The following is a 19,739-nucleotide window of genomic DNA, read 5'->3' as shown; positions in this document are numbered from 1 at the left end:
ATAGAAGAGCTCCCTAATTTGCCGTGTGCTAGTGAAAAAGAGTAAATTGGATTGGTGAACTTATAAAATAGCATTGAGGTGAGTAGCCATCACAGTGATAGCTGTCTCTTTTATAAATATTGAAAAAATAATAAAAAAGTGCGAAATTATCAAGAATTTTAGAAGCATTATGGTATAATATAAGAATATGATAACTTTTTTGATGTCCATGGAAAATGGTTTTATCTGAACACAAAGAGTATTCAAATTAAAAGACAAGAACGAAAAATGTAGGAGGAATACACATGGCTTCGGCATCACTAACACATGTTTGTAGATGGTCAGAAAATGGTTGGAAGCGAATTACAGCAGAGCAAGCTGCAAAATTGCATCCAGGAGGAACTGTATCTGCACATAGTGGGTTATTCATGTGTGAACTTTGCGGACAGTATGTCATTCTTACCAATGGAAGTGTCAATAAACGAAGGAAGCGGACAGGGTTCTGTCTGTTCGCCTGTAATCTCCTGCGTTTACATGCATTATGTCCTGGTATGGTGGTTCAAAGAAGTGATTACACCGAAATTGAAAGGATATGCAGGCCTCGTGGTTTATGCTGATGACTTTGTAGTAACATTCCAATATAAAACAGATGCAGAATGGTTCTATGAACACTTGAAGCATAGAATGGGATACTTTGGATTAAGCCTTGAGGAAGAAAAGAGCCGTCTGATTGAGCTTGGGCGTTATGCGAAAGCAAGATGTCGGAAATGCGGAAAGAAACCAGAGACCTTTACTTTCCTGGGTTTTACACACTACTGTTCGCAGAGCAGGAATGGTAGATTCAGGGTAAAGAGGAAAACCAGTAAGAAGAAATTTGCAAAGAAATGCAGGGAAATAAATCTGCTGTTAGCAAGAATGAGGACATGCAGTCTGAAGGAGATTATAACAAAACTCAATCAGATACTGACTGGTTATTACCATTACTATGGAATCACTGACAATTCAAAGAGTATAACGGCATTCCGATATAATGTTATGAAAAGCCTGTTTTACTGTTTAAATCGGAGAAGCCAGAAGAAAAGCTATAACTGGAGAGGATTTCTGAATATGCTGGATAACAGCTATCCTCTGGTGAGAACGCGGATCTATGTCAGCGTATACGAAGGATAATGTGAACGATTCGTTTCGCAAAGAGCCGGATGCGGGAAAGCCGCACGTCCGGATTCTGTGAGGGGCGCACGACCGTAAGGGGTGCGTCTACTCGACCGATTTTGATCGTTGGCGAGAAGCTTATTGTTTTAGTATAGAAATACTAAGGGAGAAATCAATTGGGTAACATAAATCGCATTCAAAATGCAATCATGCAATTGGAGGGTGGAGCCTTTCAAAAATTGTTTGATGCGTATCTTTATAAAAAATATAAATTTAATAATATTCAAACGTTAGGAGTCCAAACTGGAACTAATAAACCAACAAAGGGTACACCTGATTCCTATGTTTTTACTGATGATGAAAAATATATCTTAATAAATTATGGAACTGTAAGTTCAAAGTCAGTAGAGAAAATACGTGCGGACATTTTATCATGCTTTGATGAAGCGAAATTATCATTACCGAAAGAAAAAATAAAAAAGATAATTTGTGGTCATTGCTCTACGAATATTCACATAGAACAATTCAATAGTATTATGGAAGCCATTGATGGCGTTGAAATTGAACTTATCGGAATAGATACACTTTCATATGATCTGGCATTATTTTATCCACATATTGCAAGAGACGAACTGGGAGTTGCAATTGATACAAATCAGTTTTTTGGGGTGGAAGATTTTGTTAAGGCATATGATGCAAATGGGATAAATGCACCCATTGGTTGTGATTTTCTTCACCGAGAGTCAGAGATTACGGAGATATGTGCTAGTATACTTAATAATAAAGTGACCATATTGACAGGGCCGTCAGGAATCGGAAAAACAAGATTGTCCTTAGAAGTGTGTAGACAACAAGATAATGGAAAAACAAAAGTTTTCTGCGTTAAAAGTAATGGAAATTTATTATATGAAGATATAAAATATTATATTTCTGATCCCGGAAGATATTTACTTTTCTTTGACGATGCTAATATGGTTGTAAGCTTAGATAATGTATTTGATACTATTTTAACGTTGCCAATTGAATTTGATGTCAAGATACTTATTTCAGTAAGAGATTATGCCAAGGAGAGGGTAATAAATGCTGCATCGAAATATACATTACCTAGTATTATCGAAATTGGATGTTTTAAGGATGAGGAAATCAAAGATGTTTTGAAGGCTGATTTAGGAATAGTGAATTCGGATTATCTTAAAAAGATTGCTGAGATTGCCAATGGAAATATAAGACTTGCTTTTCTTGCAGGCATGAGATCAATGGATGACGGATATCAGGCAATATGTAATGTGGAGGATATTTTTAAAAATTATTATGGAAGAATTATCGATGAAGCTAAACTGACAAAAGAAGATATTCTTATACTGTTTTTCATCTCTATAGCCGGTCCGGTAAAAAATAATGAAAATCAGTTGTATAGTGATATGAAAGATTTGTATGGTAAGAAAATTGCTGAGGACGATATAATTGAGAAGCTGTATTCTCTGGAATTGATAGATTGGTTTAAAAATGAAATAACAAAAATTGCAGACCAGAGTTTTGGCAATTATATACTGTACTATGTGTTGTTTGAGAAAAGATGGATAAGTGTAGAAAACTTGATATCGATAGGATTTCCTGCATTCCGGAATAAAATTGTATATGCATTGAATACGTTGATAAAAATATTTAATTCGGAAGAATGTGCAAAATATATTGAAGATTCAATAATTGCTGCTTGGGATAATGCACCTATGGAACAGGATATGGAGTATCTTGAGGCATTTTATCAGGTTAATCCTGATAAGGCTTTATCTATCATCAAGAATCAGATTGATCAAGAAACAAATGTTGACTTTGACTTACATGTTTTTGACATTAATGCTAAGAAAAATTATCACAATATTACGACTAAAGTAATAGAAATATTGGGGGGTTATAAATATACAGAGAATTTCGAAGATGCAGTTGATCTTTTGATGTTGTATTTTGAAAAAAGACCAGACTTGATAATGGATTTTTATTTTGTGCTAAGTGATAAGTTCCTATATGATAAGTATTCAGGTAGAAATAAATATAACCATGAAATGCGCTTGATGGATAAGTTGTGGTGTTATGCAGAGGAAGGGAAAAATTATAACAACAGTCTACTGTATTTACAGATTGTCGAATGCGCATTAAAAACAGAAATCTCTTTCACTGAAGAGATTAGAAATAGCAGATCATGTAGTTTTGTAAGGATGACACTTGGGCTCACTGATGAATTAGCCGATATACGAACTCATATATGGAAGAATCTGTCTATTTTACGTAAAAATGAAGAGTATCGCAACGCTATTAATAATATTCTTTCAGAAGTTCATTTTAATGGATTAAACGATGAGGATTCTAAGAATTATCTACAAGCAGATTTTGATGCGATATATGAATATATAATTGATAAGAATACACTAGATTTTTGGGATGCCAAAATTATTGCAAGATATAAAGAGATAGCAGAGCAAATTGGCATAAGGCCAGATTATCGTTATCTGATTGCCGAACGAAATCCAGAATTCAGAATTTATAGAATACTGACTCGTGAGTGCTTCAATGGCAAAACCATAGAGGAAGATGAGAGACTACGTAAAGAGACTATTTCAAAAGAAATATGTGAGTATGATCTGAAAGACTTTCAAAAATTATTTTGCTCTTGCAAATTCCTGGAAAAGACAGTCTATGATAGAGATCAATGGTCCTTAGATACGGGATTAGATTGTGTTTTTGAAATCATAGAGACTGATACCGAGCTATATTTAAAAGTACTTAAAGAATATTTTAATGCAAATGCACCATTCAGACTGAATGGATATCGTCAAATAAAATATTTGCTTGGTCATATTGGATATGAATCTACGTATTGTTTTGTAAATAACAATGTGCTTAATAAAAAAGATGCGTGGCTTTCATTTATTTGGGAGTGTGTGTCGGAAGAAGATATGAATGAGAAAATTGTTAATGACTACAAGACTTTTGTGATAAATAATTTGGCAAGCACAAAGCCAGTGATTCCTACAGTACAAGTTGTGGCTCGTTATGGTGAACGAGATAGTGAACTTAAAACATCAGTAATAAAGGCAGTATTGGCGAATTCAAAACTGTCAGCAAACTTTTTGGGTTATGCGTATGATGAGAATGATGTTGAGAAAATTATTGATTTTTTTCGAAATGATATGAGTGCATTAGCAAGCATTTATATGAATGCGATAGAAACGGATTGTCACATTGATTACAGAGGAAAACTTTTTGCAAAGATATTTGAAAAGCAGCCCACAGTTTGGAAAGAATATGTTGATTGGGTTAAATCTAAAGATAATATGCGTGAAGATTGGAATGAATCCGAAATTTTTGAATTAATATGGGAGAGTGATAAATGGCGTGAATGTGTGGCATACGCGTTTAATGTCCTTGTAGATGATGAAAGAGTGTTTTATATAAAAAAACCAGCTAGGTTACTGTTTGCTGAGACAACTGATGCAACCATATTAGAACGAAAGAAGAGTTGGCTGATTGAGAAATTGCAAGAAAACAGTTTAGAAATTGAAAAGTGTAAAAAACTTATTGATGTGGTTATAAATGTCCTGCCGGATTGGAAATTGGAATATATTCTTGAATTTCTAAAGATGAATAAGAAGCCAGAAGATTTTAAGAAAATACCTTTATTTTCCTCATCTTATTCCTGGTCAGGAAGTGAGGTCCCGTTAATTATGAAGAAAATAAACTTCTTAAAATTGCTGAAGGATAATCTTAAAGGAATTAATTATATTGAACACAGAAAATATATTGAAGAATACTGTATGGATCTTGAGAAGTATAAAGAGAAAGTAGAATTACAAGAATATCTTGAAAATGCTGATTATGCATAAAGAAAGAGGAAGTGTTCGAGAATTTCTTAGAACGTGTGGAACAATTGGTCTGAAATTTCTGTGTGGAGGTGAATGAACTATGTTTAAGAGAGTATTTACACAACCAACAGCGCAGGAAATAGAAGAGAAAGAAAATGTATAAAGAGGCCGCGTGTCCCTTGGAATTGATCTTATGGGATTTGATGACTAGTGAAAAAAATAAAAGAAGTAAATACCATTTTGACTCCAGAGGGGAACACTACAATCTGCAACAGGTACCTGACCCCGCGAGCACAGGAAATGCATCAGATCATTTCTGGACACTTGAGAAGCGCATCAGGCAGGATAAGAAAAATCCGGGAGTTCTGATTGAAATTCGGAAATCCACGGCAATTTAGGACATTGCATATTTGGTTGGAGATGGAGTTATCACAATGGATGAGCTTGAAGGATTCGGCGAGGAATTGATTGATGCAGTAAAGCTGATTCTATAGCACTCCCAAAAAAATACTGCACACTCTTGACAACTCAATTAAACCAATAACTATTATAAATGAGACAAGGAGTAACATACATTGCCAAAATTAATTATCAACAAACTCGGTCCTGTTGAGACCTGTGAACTGGAGTGTTCCCAATTTATGAACTTTACGGGTTTTCAGGCATCTGGAAAGAGTACAATTGCCAAAGCAATTTATTATTTTAGAACAATTAAAGATGATATCATCGAGCTTGCAAAATCGCAGGCATTGGATGCGACACCTGTATATGGAGCGAAAAGTACTCTTAGTATAGAACATGGAATTACTTTGAGAAAAGCTCTTGAAAATTATTTGCGTGAAAAATTTTTAAGAACCTTTGGATCATCATGGGGCATGCCAAACGACATGTACATGGAATATCATTTTACTAAGACATGCTATGTTAAGATTTCTTTGGAAAATGATAGCAGATATTCTACACCAAACTACATTTGGATCACGATGAGTAATGAACTGATTCGTTTTTTGAAAGCAAATAACCATACACTTTCTGTAACACCATTGGGAATCTCTGAAGAGGATCTGAGGATTTTTAAAAAGAATTTATATGAGATTTTTGAGGATTCTTGTTCTGTCGTCTATATTCCGGCAGGACGCAGTATGATTACGCTGCTTTCTCAGCAATTGAGTTATATTTATGCCACAATGGATGATATGCAGAAAAGATCTTTGGATACCTGCACAAAAGATTACCTGGAGAGGATACTTCGATTAAAACCAGAATTTTCAGAGGGGCTACAGGGCTTAGCTTATTCATCGGGGCGTTCTGGATTGTCACCGCGACTTGTGGTGCAGGCACTGGATTTAACTCAGAAAATACTGCGTGGAACTTACCGTTATAGCAATGGAGAAGAACAGATTGTTTTAGAGGATGGGAAATATGTAAAGATAAACTTTTCGTCTTCGGGGCAGCAGGAATGTGTCTGGATTTTGAATCTATTGTTTTACTACTTAGTTCAACAAAAAGAAATTCTATTTATTATTGAAGAGCCGGAGTCACATTTGTTTCCGGAATCACAGAAATATATTACGGAATTGATTGCATTAGTCAATAACTGCGGACATTCGATTGTACTGACAACACATAGCCCGTATGTATTGGGAACGTTAAATAATTTATTATATGCAAAAACGATTTCGCCACAGGCGAGAAAAGAAGCAAACAAAATTATTCGGGAATCTTTATGGCTGGATTATAATGCATTTGATTCTTGGTTTGTAAAAAATGGAACAATTGAAAATTGTATGGATGCAGATATTCATATGATTCAAAATGAAAAAATTGACGAAATCTCTAAAGTAATTAATGAAGATTTTGAACGATTGCTGGAACTACAGACTACCAATGAAGAAAGTGTGGTGTTCTAATGCCGTTAAACGGATTTATATCTTTATGTGGCAAAAATGCGAAACAGATTGTTTCTCGAGATAAAGGGAATCCACAATATCATAAAGCAAATAATGTTTCAAATTCGGAAGTAACACATTATCAGATAGACGGAAAAGTAATTAAGACAGGTGATAGATGTGATTATCTTCTTATGAACGAAACCTCCAAGACAGCATATTTGATTGAATTAAAAGGATCGGATCTTGTGAAGGCTGCCAGTCAACTAGAGGCAACGGAAAATGCTTTGCGGTCTCAGCTAGTGGAATATCAATTGCAATACCGAATTGTTGCGAATAAATGTAAAACACAGGAAATACATTCCAGTGCGTATAGGAAATATCAGATACGATGGAAGAGTCGGTTACTACAGAAAACGGGATATATTGAAGAGAAAATCTAGAAAATAGAAAAAAAGAAATTTGTAAAGTTGGATCTTCTTACAGTCGTATTCCATAAAGACGTGAGTTGAAATAAGTATGAACTGATCTGTAAAGTATGGAATCAAGTCGCTTTAAGTGAAGGTGTGATTATCTCGGAAATGTGATAGGGTGAGAAGGTACTGGTTATTGAGGATTAATGACACAGTTGTTATAGTGCTTTATTGCGAAAGGGATAATCCGAAGAATTAAATATAATTTTGGAGCTAGAAGGGAACATTACAATGAACATACAAATATTCGGAACTAAGAAATGCAACGACACAAAGAAAGCCGAGCGTTTTTTCAAAGAGCGCGGCATCAAGTATCAGTTTGTAGATATGAAGGAAAAAGGCATGAGCAAAGGAGAATTTAATTCTGTAGCTCAGGCAAATGGTGGACTGGAAAATATGATTAATTGGGATGGCAAAGACAAGGATTTATTAGCTTTGATTAAATACATTGCTGATGAGGATAAGCTTCAGAAAGTGATGGAAAATCCATCTGTAATTAAGACACCAGTGGTCAGAAATGGAAAACTTTCTACGCTCGGTTATCAGCCGGAGATATGGAAGAAGTGGCAATAGAAAAGCTGGGAGGAAACATGAAAGAATGACTTATTATGATCAAGAAAACCAGTTTTTACGCCAGCGGCTGCAGAAAGAAATCCCAATTTTGACAGCATTAATTCAGAATTTATATCAGGAACTGGACCGGAAATTTCATTTGAATGGAGCAAAAATACCGGTAACATTTGGATTTGAGACCGATTCTCTGGGATCCTATACAAGGCAGAGTGCTCATGAAAAGGAACATTTTCATTTTTCCCTGCTCTTTGTTGCGTATGGAGTCAACAATCCGTTGTCAAAAGAGGACCGTATCGATTTATTCAAGCATGAATATGCGCATTACATGCAGTACAATATGCGGATACCTGAGAAGTATAAATGGCAGGCTGGAACACATGGAAGTGCGTGGAAATATTGTTGTTCTCTTATAGGTGCAGCACCGACACCTTATTATAAGGCAGGAGAGGCGCTGTTGGATCATAACTATGATAAAGTATTAAAAAGCCGGATTCATGATAAGACAGTGCCGATTCGAGATACGTATCAGCGCCAGCAGAAAGCACAGAAGCAGAAGGATGAAGTTGTTCAATATAAAATTGGAGACAATGTCACACATCCGAAATTCGGAGATGGAATCGTAGAAAAGATTAATCTGAGATCAGGCGGGGTGCATCTTCATATTCGGTTTAATGGTGAGGTGAAATGTATTGATCAGAAGTGGTTGATGAGGAGGAAATATACATAGGTTTATAAAAATTTCAGAAAGACAACATGGCAAAGATACTACAAATTATTATAGTAAAAATAAAGGAGGAACCTAGCTATGGACATATCTGATTTTATAGGAGCTGCAAAAACCTTTCACGTTCTTGGAATAAAGGTCACAAAAGATGGCGACCTCATAAATGAATGGTACAGCGAACCCGAATGCCGTAGAAATATCTATTCTGCAACGAAGAGCTTCACATCCTGTGCAGTTGGTTTTGCTGTCCAGGAAGGATTACTGTCTTTAGATGAAAAACTGACGGATGCCTTTCCCGAAGATTTACCCGATGTGATCGATGATAATCTGAAAATGGCAACGGTTCGAGACCTGCTTACGATGTGTTTAGGACAGGAACAGGGCAGCCTTATGGGAGAACAGCGGCCATTATACCAGGAGGATGACTGGGTAAAAATGTCTTTGGCGATTCCGTTTCAATATAAGCCAGGTACACATTTTGTATATAATAATGTTGGTCCCTACCTGGCAGGCATTCTTGTACAGAGACGTTCCGGATGCGATCTGGTCTCTTATCTTACACCAAGGCTTTTTAAACATCTTGGAATCAAGCGGCCGACATGGGAGACAGATCCTCTTGGAAACAGTTTTGGCGCAGGTGGATTGTTCCTTACACTTTCTGAACTTCATAAATTCGGATTGTTTTACCTGAATAAGGGAAAATGGAATGGAAAACAGATTTTATCCGAAAAATGGATAGAAGAAAGTACAGCAGCATCCGATACAGACAATTATGGTTATCTTTTCTGGAGAGGAGAATACAATTCCTACCGGGCGGATGGAAAATATTCTCAGATTTCTATGATCCTTCCGGACAAGAATGCGGTTATTTCGATGGTCGCAGAATGCCGGAACGGGGAAGAACTTATGAGTGCTTTGTATGATTTGGTATGTGCAAAGTTATAGATTATTATTGCATAATTGTGAAAAAGGAAAGACCAAAAGAGCTCAAACAGCTCGTCTATATAAGATAGATGGGCTGGATTCCGAAGCTGATGAAGGTGCTGGAATTGATCTTGGAAGAAGGAAAATAATTGCCGATCCTCCGTTCCTGTGCTGAAATGATTCCGGCAAAAGATACAGGATTATGGATAAATTATATTTGATTGGAGATGGAGAAATGTTATTTATATGTTACCCAAAATGCTCAACCTGCCAGAAAGCGAAAAAATGGTTAGATGCACAGAAAATAGAATATACCGAGCGCAACATCGTGGATGTGAATCCAACCTGCGGTGAGTTAAAGGAATGGTATTCTAAGAGCGGCTTTCCACTTAAAAAGTTCTTTAATACCAGCGGCCTTCTTTATAAAGAAATGAAACTGAAGGACAAACTTCCTGCCATGAGCGAAGAGGAACAGCTGCAGCTTCTTGCCACGAATGGTATGCTGGTGAAACGCCCGCTGCTGATCGATGGTGATACCGTGCTGATCGGCTTTAAGGAAGCAGAATGGTCTGAAAAGCTGGGATGATTGGAGAAAGATTGGGAGTCAGATGAACGGATAGAGTAAATTCATTGCCGCATTTTCCCTTCTGTGCTAAAATGGTTTCCGGTATGAAAATTTAAGCAAAGAGAGGAACATGAAAATGAACGAAAAACGTACCGGCCTGTTCGAGAATGGCCTGATCTGGTTTGGGGCAGGTGTCTCGATTGCCGAAATCCTGACCGGAACATACCTTGCACCGCTCGGCATGGGAAAAGGTCTGGCAGCGATTCTTATCGGCCATATCATCGGATGCCTGATGCTGTTTCTGGCGGGCGTGATCGGCGGAAGGGTCAGAAAAAGTGCCATGGAAACCGTAAAAATGAGTTTTGGACAGAAGGGAAGCATCCTTTTTGCTGTCCTGAATGTATTGCAGCTCGTTGGCTGGACCGCCATCATGATCTATGACGGAGCGCTCGCCGCAGACGGCGTAATGCATACGGGCAGATGGATCTGGTGCCTTGTGATCGGAGTCCTGATTATTCTCTGGATTGTGATCGGAATCACGAATCTTGGTAAAATCAACACGGTTGCCATGGCAGCATTATTTCTGCTTAGCCTGATCCTGAGCAAGGTCATCTTTGCCGGAGGCGGAGCAGGAGCACCATCGGATGACAGTATGACATTCGGTGCAGCAGTAGAACTTGCGGTTGCGATGCCGTTATCCTGGCTGCCGCTGATCAGCGATTACACAAGAGAAGCAAAAGAACCGGTCAAAGCAACGGCCATCAGCGCGGTTGTCTATGGAATCGTCAGCTGCTGGATGTATGTGATTGGAATGGGAGCAGCGATCATCACCGGAGAATATGACATCGCGCAGATCATGCTGAAGGCAGGCCTTGGCATTGCGGGCCTTCTGATTATTGTATTTTCAACAGTAACAACGACATTTCTGGATGCCTACTCCGCAGGAATTTCCAGCGAGACCGTCGTAAGCAAATGGAATGGAAAGCATGTGGCCATCGTTGTCACCGTCATTGGAACCATCGCAGCGATTGTATATCCGATGGATAACATCACAGATTTCCTCTATCTGATCGGCTCGGTCTTTGCACCGATGATCGCAATCCAGATTGCCGACTTTTTCCTGCTGAAACGGGACAAGAGCAGCCTGGCCGTACATATTCCGAATCTGATCATCTGGGTGATTGGATTTGTGGTATACCGAATTCTGATGAACATCGACATGCCGCTGGGAAACACTCTGCCGGATATGGTGATTACGATTGTAATCTGCCTGATCGTTGGAAAATTTGTTTCATAAAAAGTGAATAAAAATATCAGATGACTGTTCTGCCTGCATTTGAGCAGGCGGGGCAGTCATTTTGTGTGCCGAGCATGGCACTAATCTTGCTGGTGCAAGTCCAGTCACGGGTATTTACCGCCAAGTGTAGCGAATCACAAGTCGGTATCAGTAACGGTATGGATGGAGGAAGTGGTGTAGCAAAGTTCTTGAGCCTATGAACAGAAACTTGATCAGGCGATTAGGTGGGTGAGATTGCAAATCAAATCGAAGCCCAAATGGTAAACGTAAACCGAATATGTAGTAGCAATAATTCATACCTTTTTAGCTGTATTTTGTATCGTAAACAGAAAGAAAATGCACTATAATCCAAGGCAATGAAAGTACTTAAAAAAGTAGTTTCGTTGCCTTGGTTCCATTTTTAGAAAGAATAATATTTAGGTGGGAAAATTCCCAGGCGCTGTGTGGAGTTTTCTGTAAGAAGCCGGGGACAGACCGCACTGTTTCTTGAAAAAGTAAGAAAAGTGGTGAGGGTCTAAGAACCCAAGCTGTGTGGAGATGGCAGAAACAGGAAGAGTGGTGCGGCTTAGCATGGACTGGGCCAGCTTGCACTTCTGGGACAGGTAATACTGGTAGGGAGCAACATGATATACCTCCTGGAACAGGTGGATGAGCCTGGAGCGGGACAGGGAAACGGTATCTGCCAGATGATCCAAGGACAGACTTTCTGTTAAGTGCATATCGATATAATTGCGGATCGCCAGTGCAGTAGGATTGATGGGAACTTTGTTTGCCAGAAAATCCGCCAGCTCCTGAATATATTGATGGAGCAGTACAGCCAGCTTGTCAGCAGAGTGTACAGGGTCGGCGGTAAAGGCATCAAGGATCCGGGTCAGAGGTGTTTCGTTATGGAAGCGGGGGATCAGGGTGACACCGTCTAAGCCGTAATCGGAGAGAAGATGCTGTACCAGACTGCCGCTGACATTGAACCAGATCTTGGTCCAGGGATCAACTTTGTCTGAATAGTAGTGGTGGTAGGTGCCTGCAGTAAGGATATAGGCATCTCCGGCATTTACAGTGAGGATACTGCCGTTTCGCTCGATATGTCCACGGCCGCTTAAAACGTATTCAAACACACACAGGGGTCTGCGATAAACCAGGATCTCATAGGCAGGATCCGGGTAAGTGATACCGGCCATGATGGGAGAAAAGCTTTCCGCGGTAGGGCCGGTGTAGACCGTGTATTTTTCAATCTGTGTACGTGTAATTTCCTGAGGCATGGTGGTTCCTCCATTTTTTGAAAGCAAATTGCAATAATGTAATAACAGCATTGTAGTAAAAAGGAGCAAGCCTGTCAACTATGGCTTTCACCATATAAAATAAAAATGAAATCAACCCAAATAAATGATCACAGGAGGACAAAATTATGACACAAATACCCAGACCGGAGCATCCCCAGCCCCAGATGAAGAGGGAGCATTGGAAAAACCTGAATGGAGAATGGGATTTTTCCTTTGACTTTGGATGCAGCGGCATAGATCAGAAATGGCAGGAAGGAAAGACAGATTGGGAGAAGAAGATCCTGGTGCCCTTCTGCCCGGAAAGTGATCTGAGCGGAATCGGCTATAAGGACTTTATCCCCGGCGTATGGTATCACCGTACCATCACATTGACAGGGGAGGAGCTGAAGGGAGATCTTCTCTTACACTTCGGCGCAGTGGACTATGATGCAAGAGTATGGATCAATGGAGTAGAGGCAGGCAGACACCAGGGCGGTTATGTTTCCTTTACGTTTAATATTACAAAGCTTGTAAAGGAAGGAGAAAATGACATTACGCTTTTTGCAGCAGATGATGTGAGAGGCGGAAAGCAGCCCAAGGGAAAGCAGAGTCATTTCTTCTACTCCAGAGGCTGTGATTATACCAGAACGACAGGTATCTGGCAGACGGTATGGCTTGAGTGGGTACCGGAAAGCTACATTGAAAAAGTGCAATATTATCCAAACCTGGCAGAGGCAACTCTGGGAATTAAGGCGGTAGTAAAGGGGCAGGGCACACTGGAAGCAAAGGCCTTTTATGGGGGAGAGCCCTGTGGCAGCGTAAGCGCAAAGTCAGAGGGCGGCACCGTTACCATGACACTTCCTTTGTCCCGTCTGGAAAAGTGGGAGCCGGGTCATGGCAGACTGTATGACCTTACATTAACCTATGGAGAAGATAAGGTAGAAAGCTACTTTGGTATGCGTGAGGTAAGACTGGATGGAGAGAAATTCCTCATCAACGATAAGAGCGTGTTCCAAAGACTGGTGCTGGATCAGGGCTTCTATCCGGATGGCATTTACACAGCGCCTACAGAGGAAGCGCTTGTCAAGGATGTGGAACTGTCCATGGCTGCAGGCTTCAACGGCGCAAGACTCCATCAGAAGGTATTTGAGCCTCTGTTCTTGTATCACTGCGATAAAGCAGGCTATCTGGTATGGGGCGAGCAGGGCTGTTGGGGACTGGATTACAGCGATCCCGCAGCATTAAAATATTTCCTGCCTGAGTGGATGGAAGCCTTGGAGAGAGACTTCAACCATCCCGCCATCATCGGATGGTGTCCATTTAATGAGACATGGGATTATGAGGGAAGAAGGCAGGATGACAGCTTACTGGCCAATGTGTATAAGATGACAAAGCTGTATGACACCACCAGACCCTGCATTGATACCAGCGGAAATTATCATGTGGTGACGGACATCTATGACTTACACAATTATGAGCAGGATCCGGCAAAGTTTGCAGCAACCTACGAGTCCTTTAAACAGGGAGGTGATTTGGAAGATAATCATGGCTACAGGCAGACACCTGTAAAGGGTATCCCTACCTTCATCAGTGAGTATGGCGGTATCAAGTGGGACGAGGAAGGTGTTGAAAAGGATGGCTGGGGCTATGGTGCAGGTCCTGCTACCAAGGAGGAATTCCTGAACCGATATAAGGGACTGACCGATGCCCTTTTGGACAATCCCCATATGTTTGCCTTCTGCTATACTCAGCTGTATGATGTGGAGCAGGAATTAAACGGTCTGTATACCTATGAACGTAAACCCAAGTTTGATATGGATGTGATAAAGGCAATCAATGCCCGTAAGGCAGCAATCGAGGATTAAAAGCATCCCGCAGAGTATAAAAGAAAGCGTGTGAGAGACATTGGGGTCTGACCCTCTTATACTTAAATGATATGAAAGTGAATGATATTGCTGTTTCTTTTAAAAACGGTGCGAAAGACCTGATTGGTGCAGCACTCGTTGTTGCCATGGCGCAGGGCATCATGCAGGTGCTTGGAGGCTCCGATCCGACGACACCGACGGTGATTAATACCATTATGTACGGAATCTCCAACGCGCTTTCCGGTCTTTCCGGTGCAGCCGCAGCGGTTATTATGTATCTCTTCCAGTCTGTTTTCAACTTCTTTGTTGTATCCGGCTCCGGCCAGGCTGCAATTACGATGCCGATTATGGCTCCGCTGGCAGATCTTTTGGGTGTTTCTCGTCAGACATCTGTTCTGGCATTCCAGCTTGGAGATGCTTTCACGAACTTAATCGTTCCAACCTCCGGCTGTCTGATCGGTTCTCTGGCCATCGCGAAAATCGAATGGTCCAGTTGGATTAAATTTATGTGGAAATTCCTTGGCATTCCGATGATCGGCGCGATTATCACGATTCTGATTGCGGTTGGAATTGGATTCTAAAGAGAACTTCTAATAGAAGAAAAAGAGATGCATTGAGGTCTGTAGGAAATGATGCATCTGAAACAGAAAGAAAATAAAAACAGGTTGCTTTTACGCAGAGAGAATCGGTAGCCCCTGAAACCAGAAAATATATGGTTACGGGGACTGGCCAGAAGGCGTGAGAGCAATCTGTTTTTTTATAAAATTGAAAAAAAGTACAAAAGAATACAGAAATAATATGAAATGGAAGAATTAAAAAATATTTGTCAAAATAATCTGGGTATGTGTTATCATATATCTAAGATTTTGCGGTATGAAGTTTCGAGAGCGTGTTTGAAAAACAGAAACCAGATTAAGGGAAGGATATGAAAAGGTATCCATAAACCGGTTTGTATCAGTTGCACAAATAACGGAGGAAAACGAATGAGAAATGAGGAATATCCAGTTAACAGAGAATGGAAGCAAAAAGCATTTAGTATGCCGAAATTACCCGGTGGGGACGATGGTCTGGAAAAAACATTGTATACGATTTTACAAATGGTAAAGGAGGGACAATCGCCAAATACGGTTCCTGAAATCAAAGGAAGCGACAGCACTGCCACATTGGGACGTATGTGCGAATGGATTCGGCCAATCGGTCTAGTCAACAAAGAAAAACAGAGGTGGTCTTTAACGGAGCTGGGAGAAACTGTTTTAAAGAAGCGGGACAGTTTCTTTTCTACGGCAGTGCTTTGCTCATCGATTGTATTTATGGGAGAAATTCTGTTCTCCCTGAATTTGCCGAAAACATCACAGCAGCTTTTAAAGATTGCAGAGAGCTACCATCTAAGCTGGAAAACATATTCCGAGATTCATAATAGAATCAAATGGTTCCGAGATGTGGAGATGGTTTATTTTGAAGAATACAAACTGGAATACCATCTGACGGAAAAAGGAGAAGAATTTCTCAGGCAGATTGATATTGTGTTGCCTTCCGATCTTGAGGAAGAACAGGATGAAACTATACAGGAAGATGCATTACCCATGGAAGAGTGGGCCAGAATGCTGGAGGCGGTTCCGTTAGAACAAAAGAGGATGGCAATCGGCTATATGCCGGGAAAAATGATGGATGCCTGTACAACGATTAGTACATATCTCCAATTGATGAACCAGGCTGTTTCGATTGAGCATATTCGGGAATATTCCCAGACAAATTATCAGATAGCCGTTTCTTCTTCCAATATGTTTCTATCCTTTTTGGAAAAAATCGGATTTATTGACCGGGTCAGCAGAACAATGTACATGACATCTGAGCTCGGAAGAAAATGGATGGAGAAACAATCACCAGTCGATTTGATTGCGTGTTTGAATGCCAGATATTTATTTGTTTATGAACTGCTGGCTGAATTGCGCAAAGAACCGAAAAACGCGAAAACACTCTCTATTATTGCAAAAGTGTCGTACGGATTTGAAAGAGAAAGTATTGATGAGATTAGAAAGCGATTGATTCTGCTGTCGTCAGCAAAGCTGGTGTATTATGTGGATAACGATAAATACGGGGTGACGGCAAGAGGGGAAAAATTACTGGATGAGTTTTCTGTTACGGTTGTGAATGCGGTTCAAAAGGACGAGGAAAGAAAGACAGAAAGCGGTGCGGAACTGCAAAAAGACCTCTGCGAAAGTGTGATTACAGAGCTGAGATTATCCAGCAGGGATTCCGCAAATCCGGATCGTTTTGAAAAAGCAATCAAATCCGCTTTTGTGTATCTTGGGTTTCAGGCGGCATGGCTTGGCGGATCAGGAAAGACGGATGTGTTGATTCAAGCAAGGACGGCGCCGAAGCTGTCTTATGTGGTTGCTGTGGATGCGAAATCTACGCAGTCCGGAAATGTTACAGAAGAAATGATTGATTTTGATACCTTGAAAGAACACCGGAAGCTCCATCATGCGGATTATTCAGCGATTGTCGGCTGTTCCTTCCGGGGAGAACGGCTGTTTAACCGATGCCGGGAACATAAAGTAGCACTTCTTGATGTGGATATCATGGAACAGATGATTCGGAATCAGGCAGAAATTCCACTTACAGGTGAAAATTATAAAAAAATCTTTGAACAGACGGGTATTGTCGATCTGAGTGTTTTGGATGAGGCAAGAAACCAGACAGAACGATATGGGCAGCTGGTTGATGCGATCATGGGATGTCTTGTGAGTGAAAGCCAGGACGAAGTGACAGAAGGAGTTCTTACGTCCCGTGAAATTTACAGAACGGTAAGAGACGATGAAAGATTCTCGATAACCCCCGGGCTGGATGAGATCGAAGATATCCTCCGTTTTTTAGAATCGCCGTTAATTGGCTGTGTTGGAAAAAATAAAGATGGATATTATGCAGTCGGATCTTTAAATGAAGTGGCAAATAAGTTTCAATTTTATGCAAGAAATTGTAAAAAGATAAATCAGAGCGAAGAAAAAACAAGATAAGAACAAGGAAGGAAATCATTTTGAATCGTAAATCACAAGTAGAATTGACAAGCATGTGCCTCATCTGCGATGAAACACGAATTCTGGTGGAGGAAAAGTGCGGCACATCTTATCCGGGCGGCCTGGTTTTTCCAGGCGGCCATGTAGAGAAAAATGAATCGCTGCAGGATTCGGTCATTCGTGAAATGAAAGAAGAGACAGGGCTGACCATAAAGAATCCAAAGCTGTGCGGCGTAAAGGACTGGATCGAGAAGGACGGCACGAGATATCTTGTTCTGCTGTACAAAACAGATCAATTCGAAGGAGAATTAAAATCATCCGAAGAAGGCCGCGTCTTCTGGATCGACCGGAAAGATGTTCCGACTGCCAATCTGATCTGGAATATGAGAGAACTGCTGGAGATTTTTGACACGGACGATTACAGCGAGTTTTTCTTCCGGGATGAAGATGATGTAAGACCGGACAGAACAAATCTTCTGGGATAATGTGCAAAAGAAAGGAATTTTAGGAGTATGATAACTGTGTATTTCGTTTGCCACGGCAGGTGACGAAAATAGTGCTGAAAACCTTTGAAAATCAAGGATTTTTTCAAAATCCGACCTGAATTTACGACACTTTTACGACAGATGAAGTCAAGCTATGATAAATATGTTGTGAAAGAGGTCAAATATGATGAAGGAAAGAATTACGAAAAACGGAATTGATTATGTACTGGTTGGGGATTATTACATACCGGATTTAAAATTCCCAGAGGAAGAACGGCCTATTGGAAAGTATGGGCGAATGCACCGAAAATATTTAAGAGAGAATAAACCGATGTTGTTTAATGATTTGGTGCTGAGTTGCCAGTTCTGGACTTACCTTGCAGATATAAATGAGCAGGCACAGGACAGATTACAGGTCATTATCAGTCAGATGCAAAAAGCTGAGTCTGTAACTGAGAAAATGAAAGAAAGTAATCAGTGGGAATGGATTCAGAGAATGGGCAGTATCCATAATCGTGCAGAGGAAATTGTGTTGAACGAATTGATTTATAGATAATTGACAATGCAGTACATACCTATTACACGAAGTGTAACAGGTATGTACTGCAAGAAATAGTGGGAGCTTGTATTCTTTTTTCGAAAAGGAATCTTGACAGCCACAATAAAAGTTGTATAATGATAGTAACAGAACCCACCACGCCTCTGATTTTTCATGCGCAACCCGGTGGGACTTTTTCATTTATGGGGTGTTTTATGTATCAATATCCAAAACAAATTTTAACAATAGCACAGCAGGTACAATCATATATTGATGCAGGAATGGTAATTACTTCTCGTGCGGACGTAGAAAAGTCATTAAAGTCCGTTGGATTTTATCGTTTGCGTGGATACTCGTTCCACTTATATGATAATGCTACAAAGAAGTATGTTCCAGGAACAAAGTTTGAAGATATTTTAAAGTTGTATCAATTTGATCAGGAATTATCTGCTTTGATTTTTTCAATGATTTCCAAGATTGAAGTGGCTTTGAGAGTACGATTGGTGGAAGCGTTACTAATACACGGAGAGCCACTTGTTTTGCAGGATTCATCGATTTTTAAAGAGAAAAAACTGTATTGGCAGAATATGTCTACTGTAGCGTCAGAAATTGCTCGTTCTAATGATGTGTTTATCAAACATAATTTTGACAATCATGATGGAGAGGTGCCTGTGTGGGCAGCTGTTGAAGTTCTTTCATTTGGTACGCTATCGAAGATAATTAAGAATTTGAAAACAGGTACTGGAAGTTCGTATTCTATATTGGCCACTAATTACCAGTATAAATCGAAAAAAGGGAATTTGGTAAATCCATCACAGAAAATGCTTGCTTCATGGATACAAGGCGTTTCGGTATTGCGTAATATGTGTGCTCATAATTCCAGAATTTACAATCGAACCATACATACTACACCAGAAATTCTCGATGTAGATAAAGTTACACCTCCGCCAGCACATAATGGATTGTATCAAATCTTACTGGCAATGAAATATCTGAGATCTTCAGATGAAGAGTGGACAGTATTTGTAGATACTTTTGATAAGCTGATTCAAAATAATATTGGTGTAGTCAGTCTTACAGCAATGAATCTTCCAACGGATTGGAAAGCACATTTAATCGTATAAATGTAGCAGAACTGC

General features: G+C 39.9%; 16 protein-coding genes. 15 read left to right on the top strand and 1 reads right to left on the bottom strand.

What is annotated here, in order from left to right; genetic code table 11:
• Positions 1 to 327: 327 nt before the first annotated feature.
• The 9 genes from DWX00_RS07185 to cytX all read left to right on the top strand — a co-directional run bounded on the left by DWX00_RS07185 (position 328) and on the right by cytX (position 11,436).
• Positions 328 to 1,149 (top strand): reverse transcriptase domain-containing protein, encoded by an 822-nt coding sequence (locus tag DWX00_RS07185; RefSeq protein ID WP_243037982.1) that lies wholly within the window; start codon positions 328 to 330, stop codon positions 1,147 to 1,149.
• 158 nt (positions 1,150 to 1,307) lie between these two features.
• A complete protein-coding gene (locus DWX00_RS07180) occupies positions 1,308 to 5,012 on the top strand; it encodes a hypothetical protein (protein WP_118594925.1) in 3,705 nt (1,234 codons plus the stop codon).
• 554 nt (positions 5,013 to 5,566) lie between these two features.
• Positions 5,567 to 6,901 carry an AAA family ATPase gene (locus DWX00_RS07170; protein WP_118594924.1) on the top strand — a complete coding sequence of 445 codons (1,335 nt, stop codon included), beginning with the start codon at positions 5,567 to 5,569 and terminating at the stop codon, positions 6,899 to 6,901.
• A complete protein-coding gene (locus tag DWX00_RS07165) occupies positions 6,901 to 7,323 on the top strand; it encodes a hypothetical protein (protein ID WP_118594923.1) in 423 nt (140 codons plus the stop codon). The genes DWX00_RS07170 and DWX00_RS07165 overlap by 1 nt, the downstream gene beginning before the upstream one ends.
• A gap of 261 nt (positions 7,324 to 7,584) precedes the next feature.
• Positions 7,585 to 7,926, top strand: a complete 342-nt coding sequence (locus DWX00_RS07160) for an arsenate reductase family protein (protein WP_055222169.1) — start codon at positions 7,585 to 7,587, stop codon at positions 7,924 to 7,926.
• Positions 7,927 to 7,951: 25 nt separating this feature from the next.
• The gene (locus DWX00_RS07155; RefSeq protein ID WP_055268300.1) at positions 7,952 to 8,653 is read left to right on the top strand and encodes a hypothetical protein; all 702 of its coding nucleotides are present in this window, start codon (positions 7,952 to 7,954) and stop codon (positions 8,651 to 8,653) included.
• A 78-nt stretch (positions 8,654 to 8,731) separates the two neighbouring features.
• Positions 8,732 to 9,595 (top strand): serine hydrolase domain-containing protein, encoded by an 864-nt coding sequence (locus tag DWX00_RS07150; RefSeq protein WP_055228665.1) that lies wholly within the window; start codon positions 8,732 to 8,734, stop codon positions 9,593 to 9,595.
• 214 nt (positions 9,596 to 9,809) lie between these two features.
• Complete coding sequence (locus tag DWX00_RS07145) at positions 9,810 to 10,160, top strand: arsenate reductase family protein (protein WP_022462799.1); 351 nt, start codon at positions 9,810 to 9,812, stop codon at positions 10,158 to 10,160.
• A 115-nt stretch (positions 10,161 to 10,275) separates the two neighbouring features.
• A complete protein-coding gene (cytX, locus tag DWX00_RS07140; RefSeq protein WP_022462800.1) occupies positions 10,276 to 11,436 on the top strand; it encodes a putative hydroxymethylpyrimidine transporter CytX in 1,161 nt (386 codons plus the stop codon).
• 416 nt (positions 11,437 to 11,852) lie between these two features.
• On the opposite strand, the gene DWX00_RS07130 is transcribed toward cytX, so the two are convergent.
• Positions 11,853 to 12,695, bottom strand: coding sequence for an AraC family transcriptional regulator (locus DWX00_RS07130; protein WP_158578776.1), 843 nt, complete (start codon positions 12,693 to 12,695; stop codon positions 11,853 to 11,855).
• A gap of 146 nt (positions 12,696 to 12,841) precedes the next feature.
• Between DWX00_RS07130 and DWX00_RS07125 the strand changes: the two genes are divergently transcribed.
• The 6 genes from DWX00_RS07125 (at position 12,842) to DWX00_RS07100 (ending at position 19,724) form a co-directional block, all read left to right on the top strand.
• Positions 12,842 to 14,560 (top strand): glycoside hydrolase family 2 protein, encoded by a 1,719-nt coding sequence (locus DWX00_RS07125; protein WP_118594920.1) that lies wholly within the window; start codon positions 12,842 to 12,844, stop codon positions 14,558 to 14,560.
• 47 nt (positions 14,561 to 14,607) lie between these two features.
• The gene (locus DWX00_RS07120; protein WP_330416926.1) at positions 14,608 to 15,141 is read left to right on the top strand and encodes an AbgT family transporter; all 534 of its coding nucleotides are present in this window, start codon (positions 14,608 to 14,610) and stop codon (positions 15,139 to 15,141) included.
• A gap of 402 nt (positions 15,142 to 15,543) precedes the next feature.
• On the top strand, positions 15,544 to 17,577 hold the full coding sequence (locus DWX00_RS07115; RefSeq protein ID WP_118594919.1) for a hypothetical protein: 2,034 nt from the start codon (positions 15,544 to 15,546) through the stop codon (positions 17,575 to 17,577).
• 20 nt (positions 17,578 to 17,597) lie between these two features.
• Positions 17,598 to 18,062, top strand: a complete 465-nt coding sequence (locus tag DWX00_RS07110; RefSeq protein ID WP_243037981.1) for an 8-oxo-dGTP diphosphatase — start codon at positions 17,598 to 17,600, stop codon at positions 18,060 to 18,062.
• Between the two features lie 187 nt (positions 18,063 to 18,249).
• Complete coding sequence (locus tag DWX00_RS07105) at positions 18,250 to 18,618, top strand: TnpV protein (RefSeq protein WP_118594962.1); 369 nt, start codon at positions 18,250 to 18,252, stop codon at positions 18,616 to 18,618.
• A 119-nt stretch (positions 18,619 to 18,737) separates the two neighbouring features.
• Positions 18,738 to 19,724 carry an Abi family protein gene (locus tag DWX00_RS07100; RefSeq protein ID WP_243037980.1) on the top strand — a complete coding sequence of 329 codons (987 nt, stop codon included), beginning with the start codon at positions 18,738 to 18,740 and terminating at the stop codon, positions 19,722 to 19,724.
• Positions 19,725 to 19,739 lie beyond the last annotated feature (15 nt).

Origin of the sequence: Blautia sp. AF17-9LB (assembly GCF_003479185.1) — a bacterium.
GTDB classification, from domain to species: domain Bacteria; phylum Bacillota; class Clostridia; order Lachnospirales; family Lachnospiraceae; genus Fusicatenibacter; species Fusicatenibacter saccharivorans.
This window is presented reverse-complemented; position numbering and strand designations above follow the sequence as displayed.

Coding starts and splice junctions, on each gene's coding strand:
- DWX00_RS07145 (WP_022462799.1), top strand. CDS start 9,810: ATGTTATTTATATGTTACCCAAAATGCTCAACCTGCCAGAAAGCGAAA.
- DWX00_RS07160 (WP_055222169.1), top strand. CDS start 7,585: ATGAACATACAAATATTCGGAACTAAGAAATGCAACGACACAAAGAAA.
- cytX (WP_022462800.1), top strand. CDS start 10,276: ATGAACGAAAAACGTACCGGCCTGTTCGAGAATGGCCTGATCTGGTTT.
- DWX00_RS07155 (WP_055268300.1), top strand. CDS start 7,952: ATGACTTATTATGATCAAGAAAACCAGTTTTTACGCCAGCGGCTGCAG.
- DWX00_RS07165 (WP_118594923.1), top strand. CDS start 6,901: ATGCCGTTAAACGGATTTATATCTTTATGTGGCAAAAATGCGAAACAG.
- DWX00_RS07105 (WP_118594962.1), top strand. CDS start 18,250: ATGAAGGAAAGAATTACGAAAAACGGAATTGATTATGTACTGGTTGGG.
- DWX00_RS07150 (WP_055228665.1), top strand. CDS start 8,732: ATGGACATATCTGATTTTATAGGAGCTGCAAAAACCTTTCACGTTCTT.
- DWX00_RS07115 (WP_118594919.1), top strand. CDS start 15,544: ATGAGAAATGAGGAATATCCAGTTAACAGAGAATGGAAGCAAAAAGCA.
- DWX00_RS07125 (WP_118594920.1), top strand. CDS start 12,842: ATGACACAAATACCCAGACCGGAGCATCCCCAGCCCCAGATGAAGAGG.
- DWX00_RS07130 (WP_158578776.1), bottom strand. CDS start 12,695: ATGCCTCAGGAAATTACACGTACACAGATTGAAAAATACACGGTCTAC.
- DWX00_RS07185 (WP_243037982.1), top strand. CDS start 328: ATGGTTGGAAGCGAATTACAGCAGAGCAAGCTGCAAAATTGCATCCAG.
- DWX00_RS07100 (WP_243037980.1), top strand. CDS start 18,738: ATGATAGTAACAGAACCCACCACGCCTCTGATTTTTCATGCGCAACCC.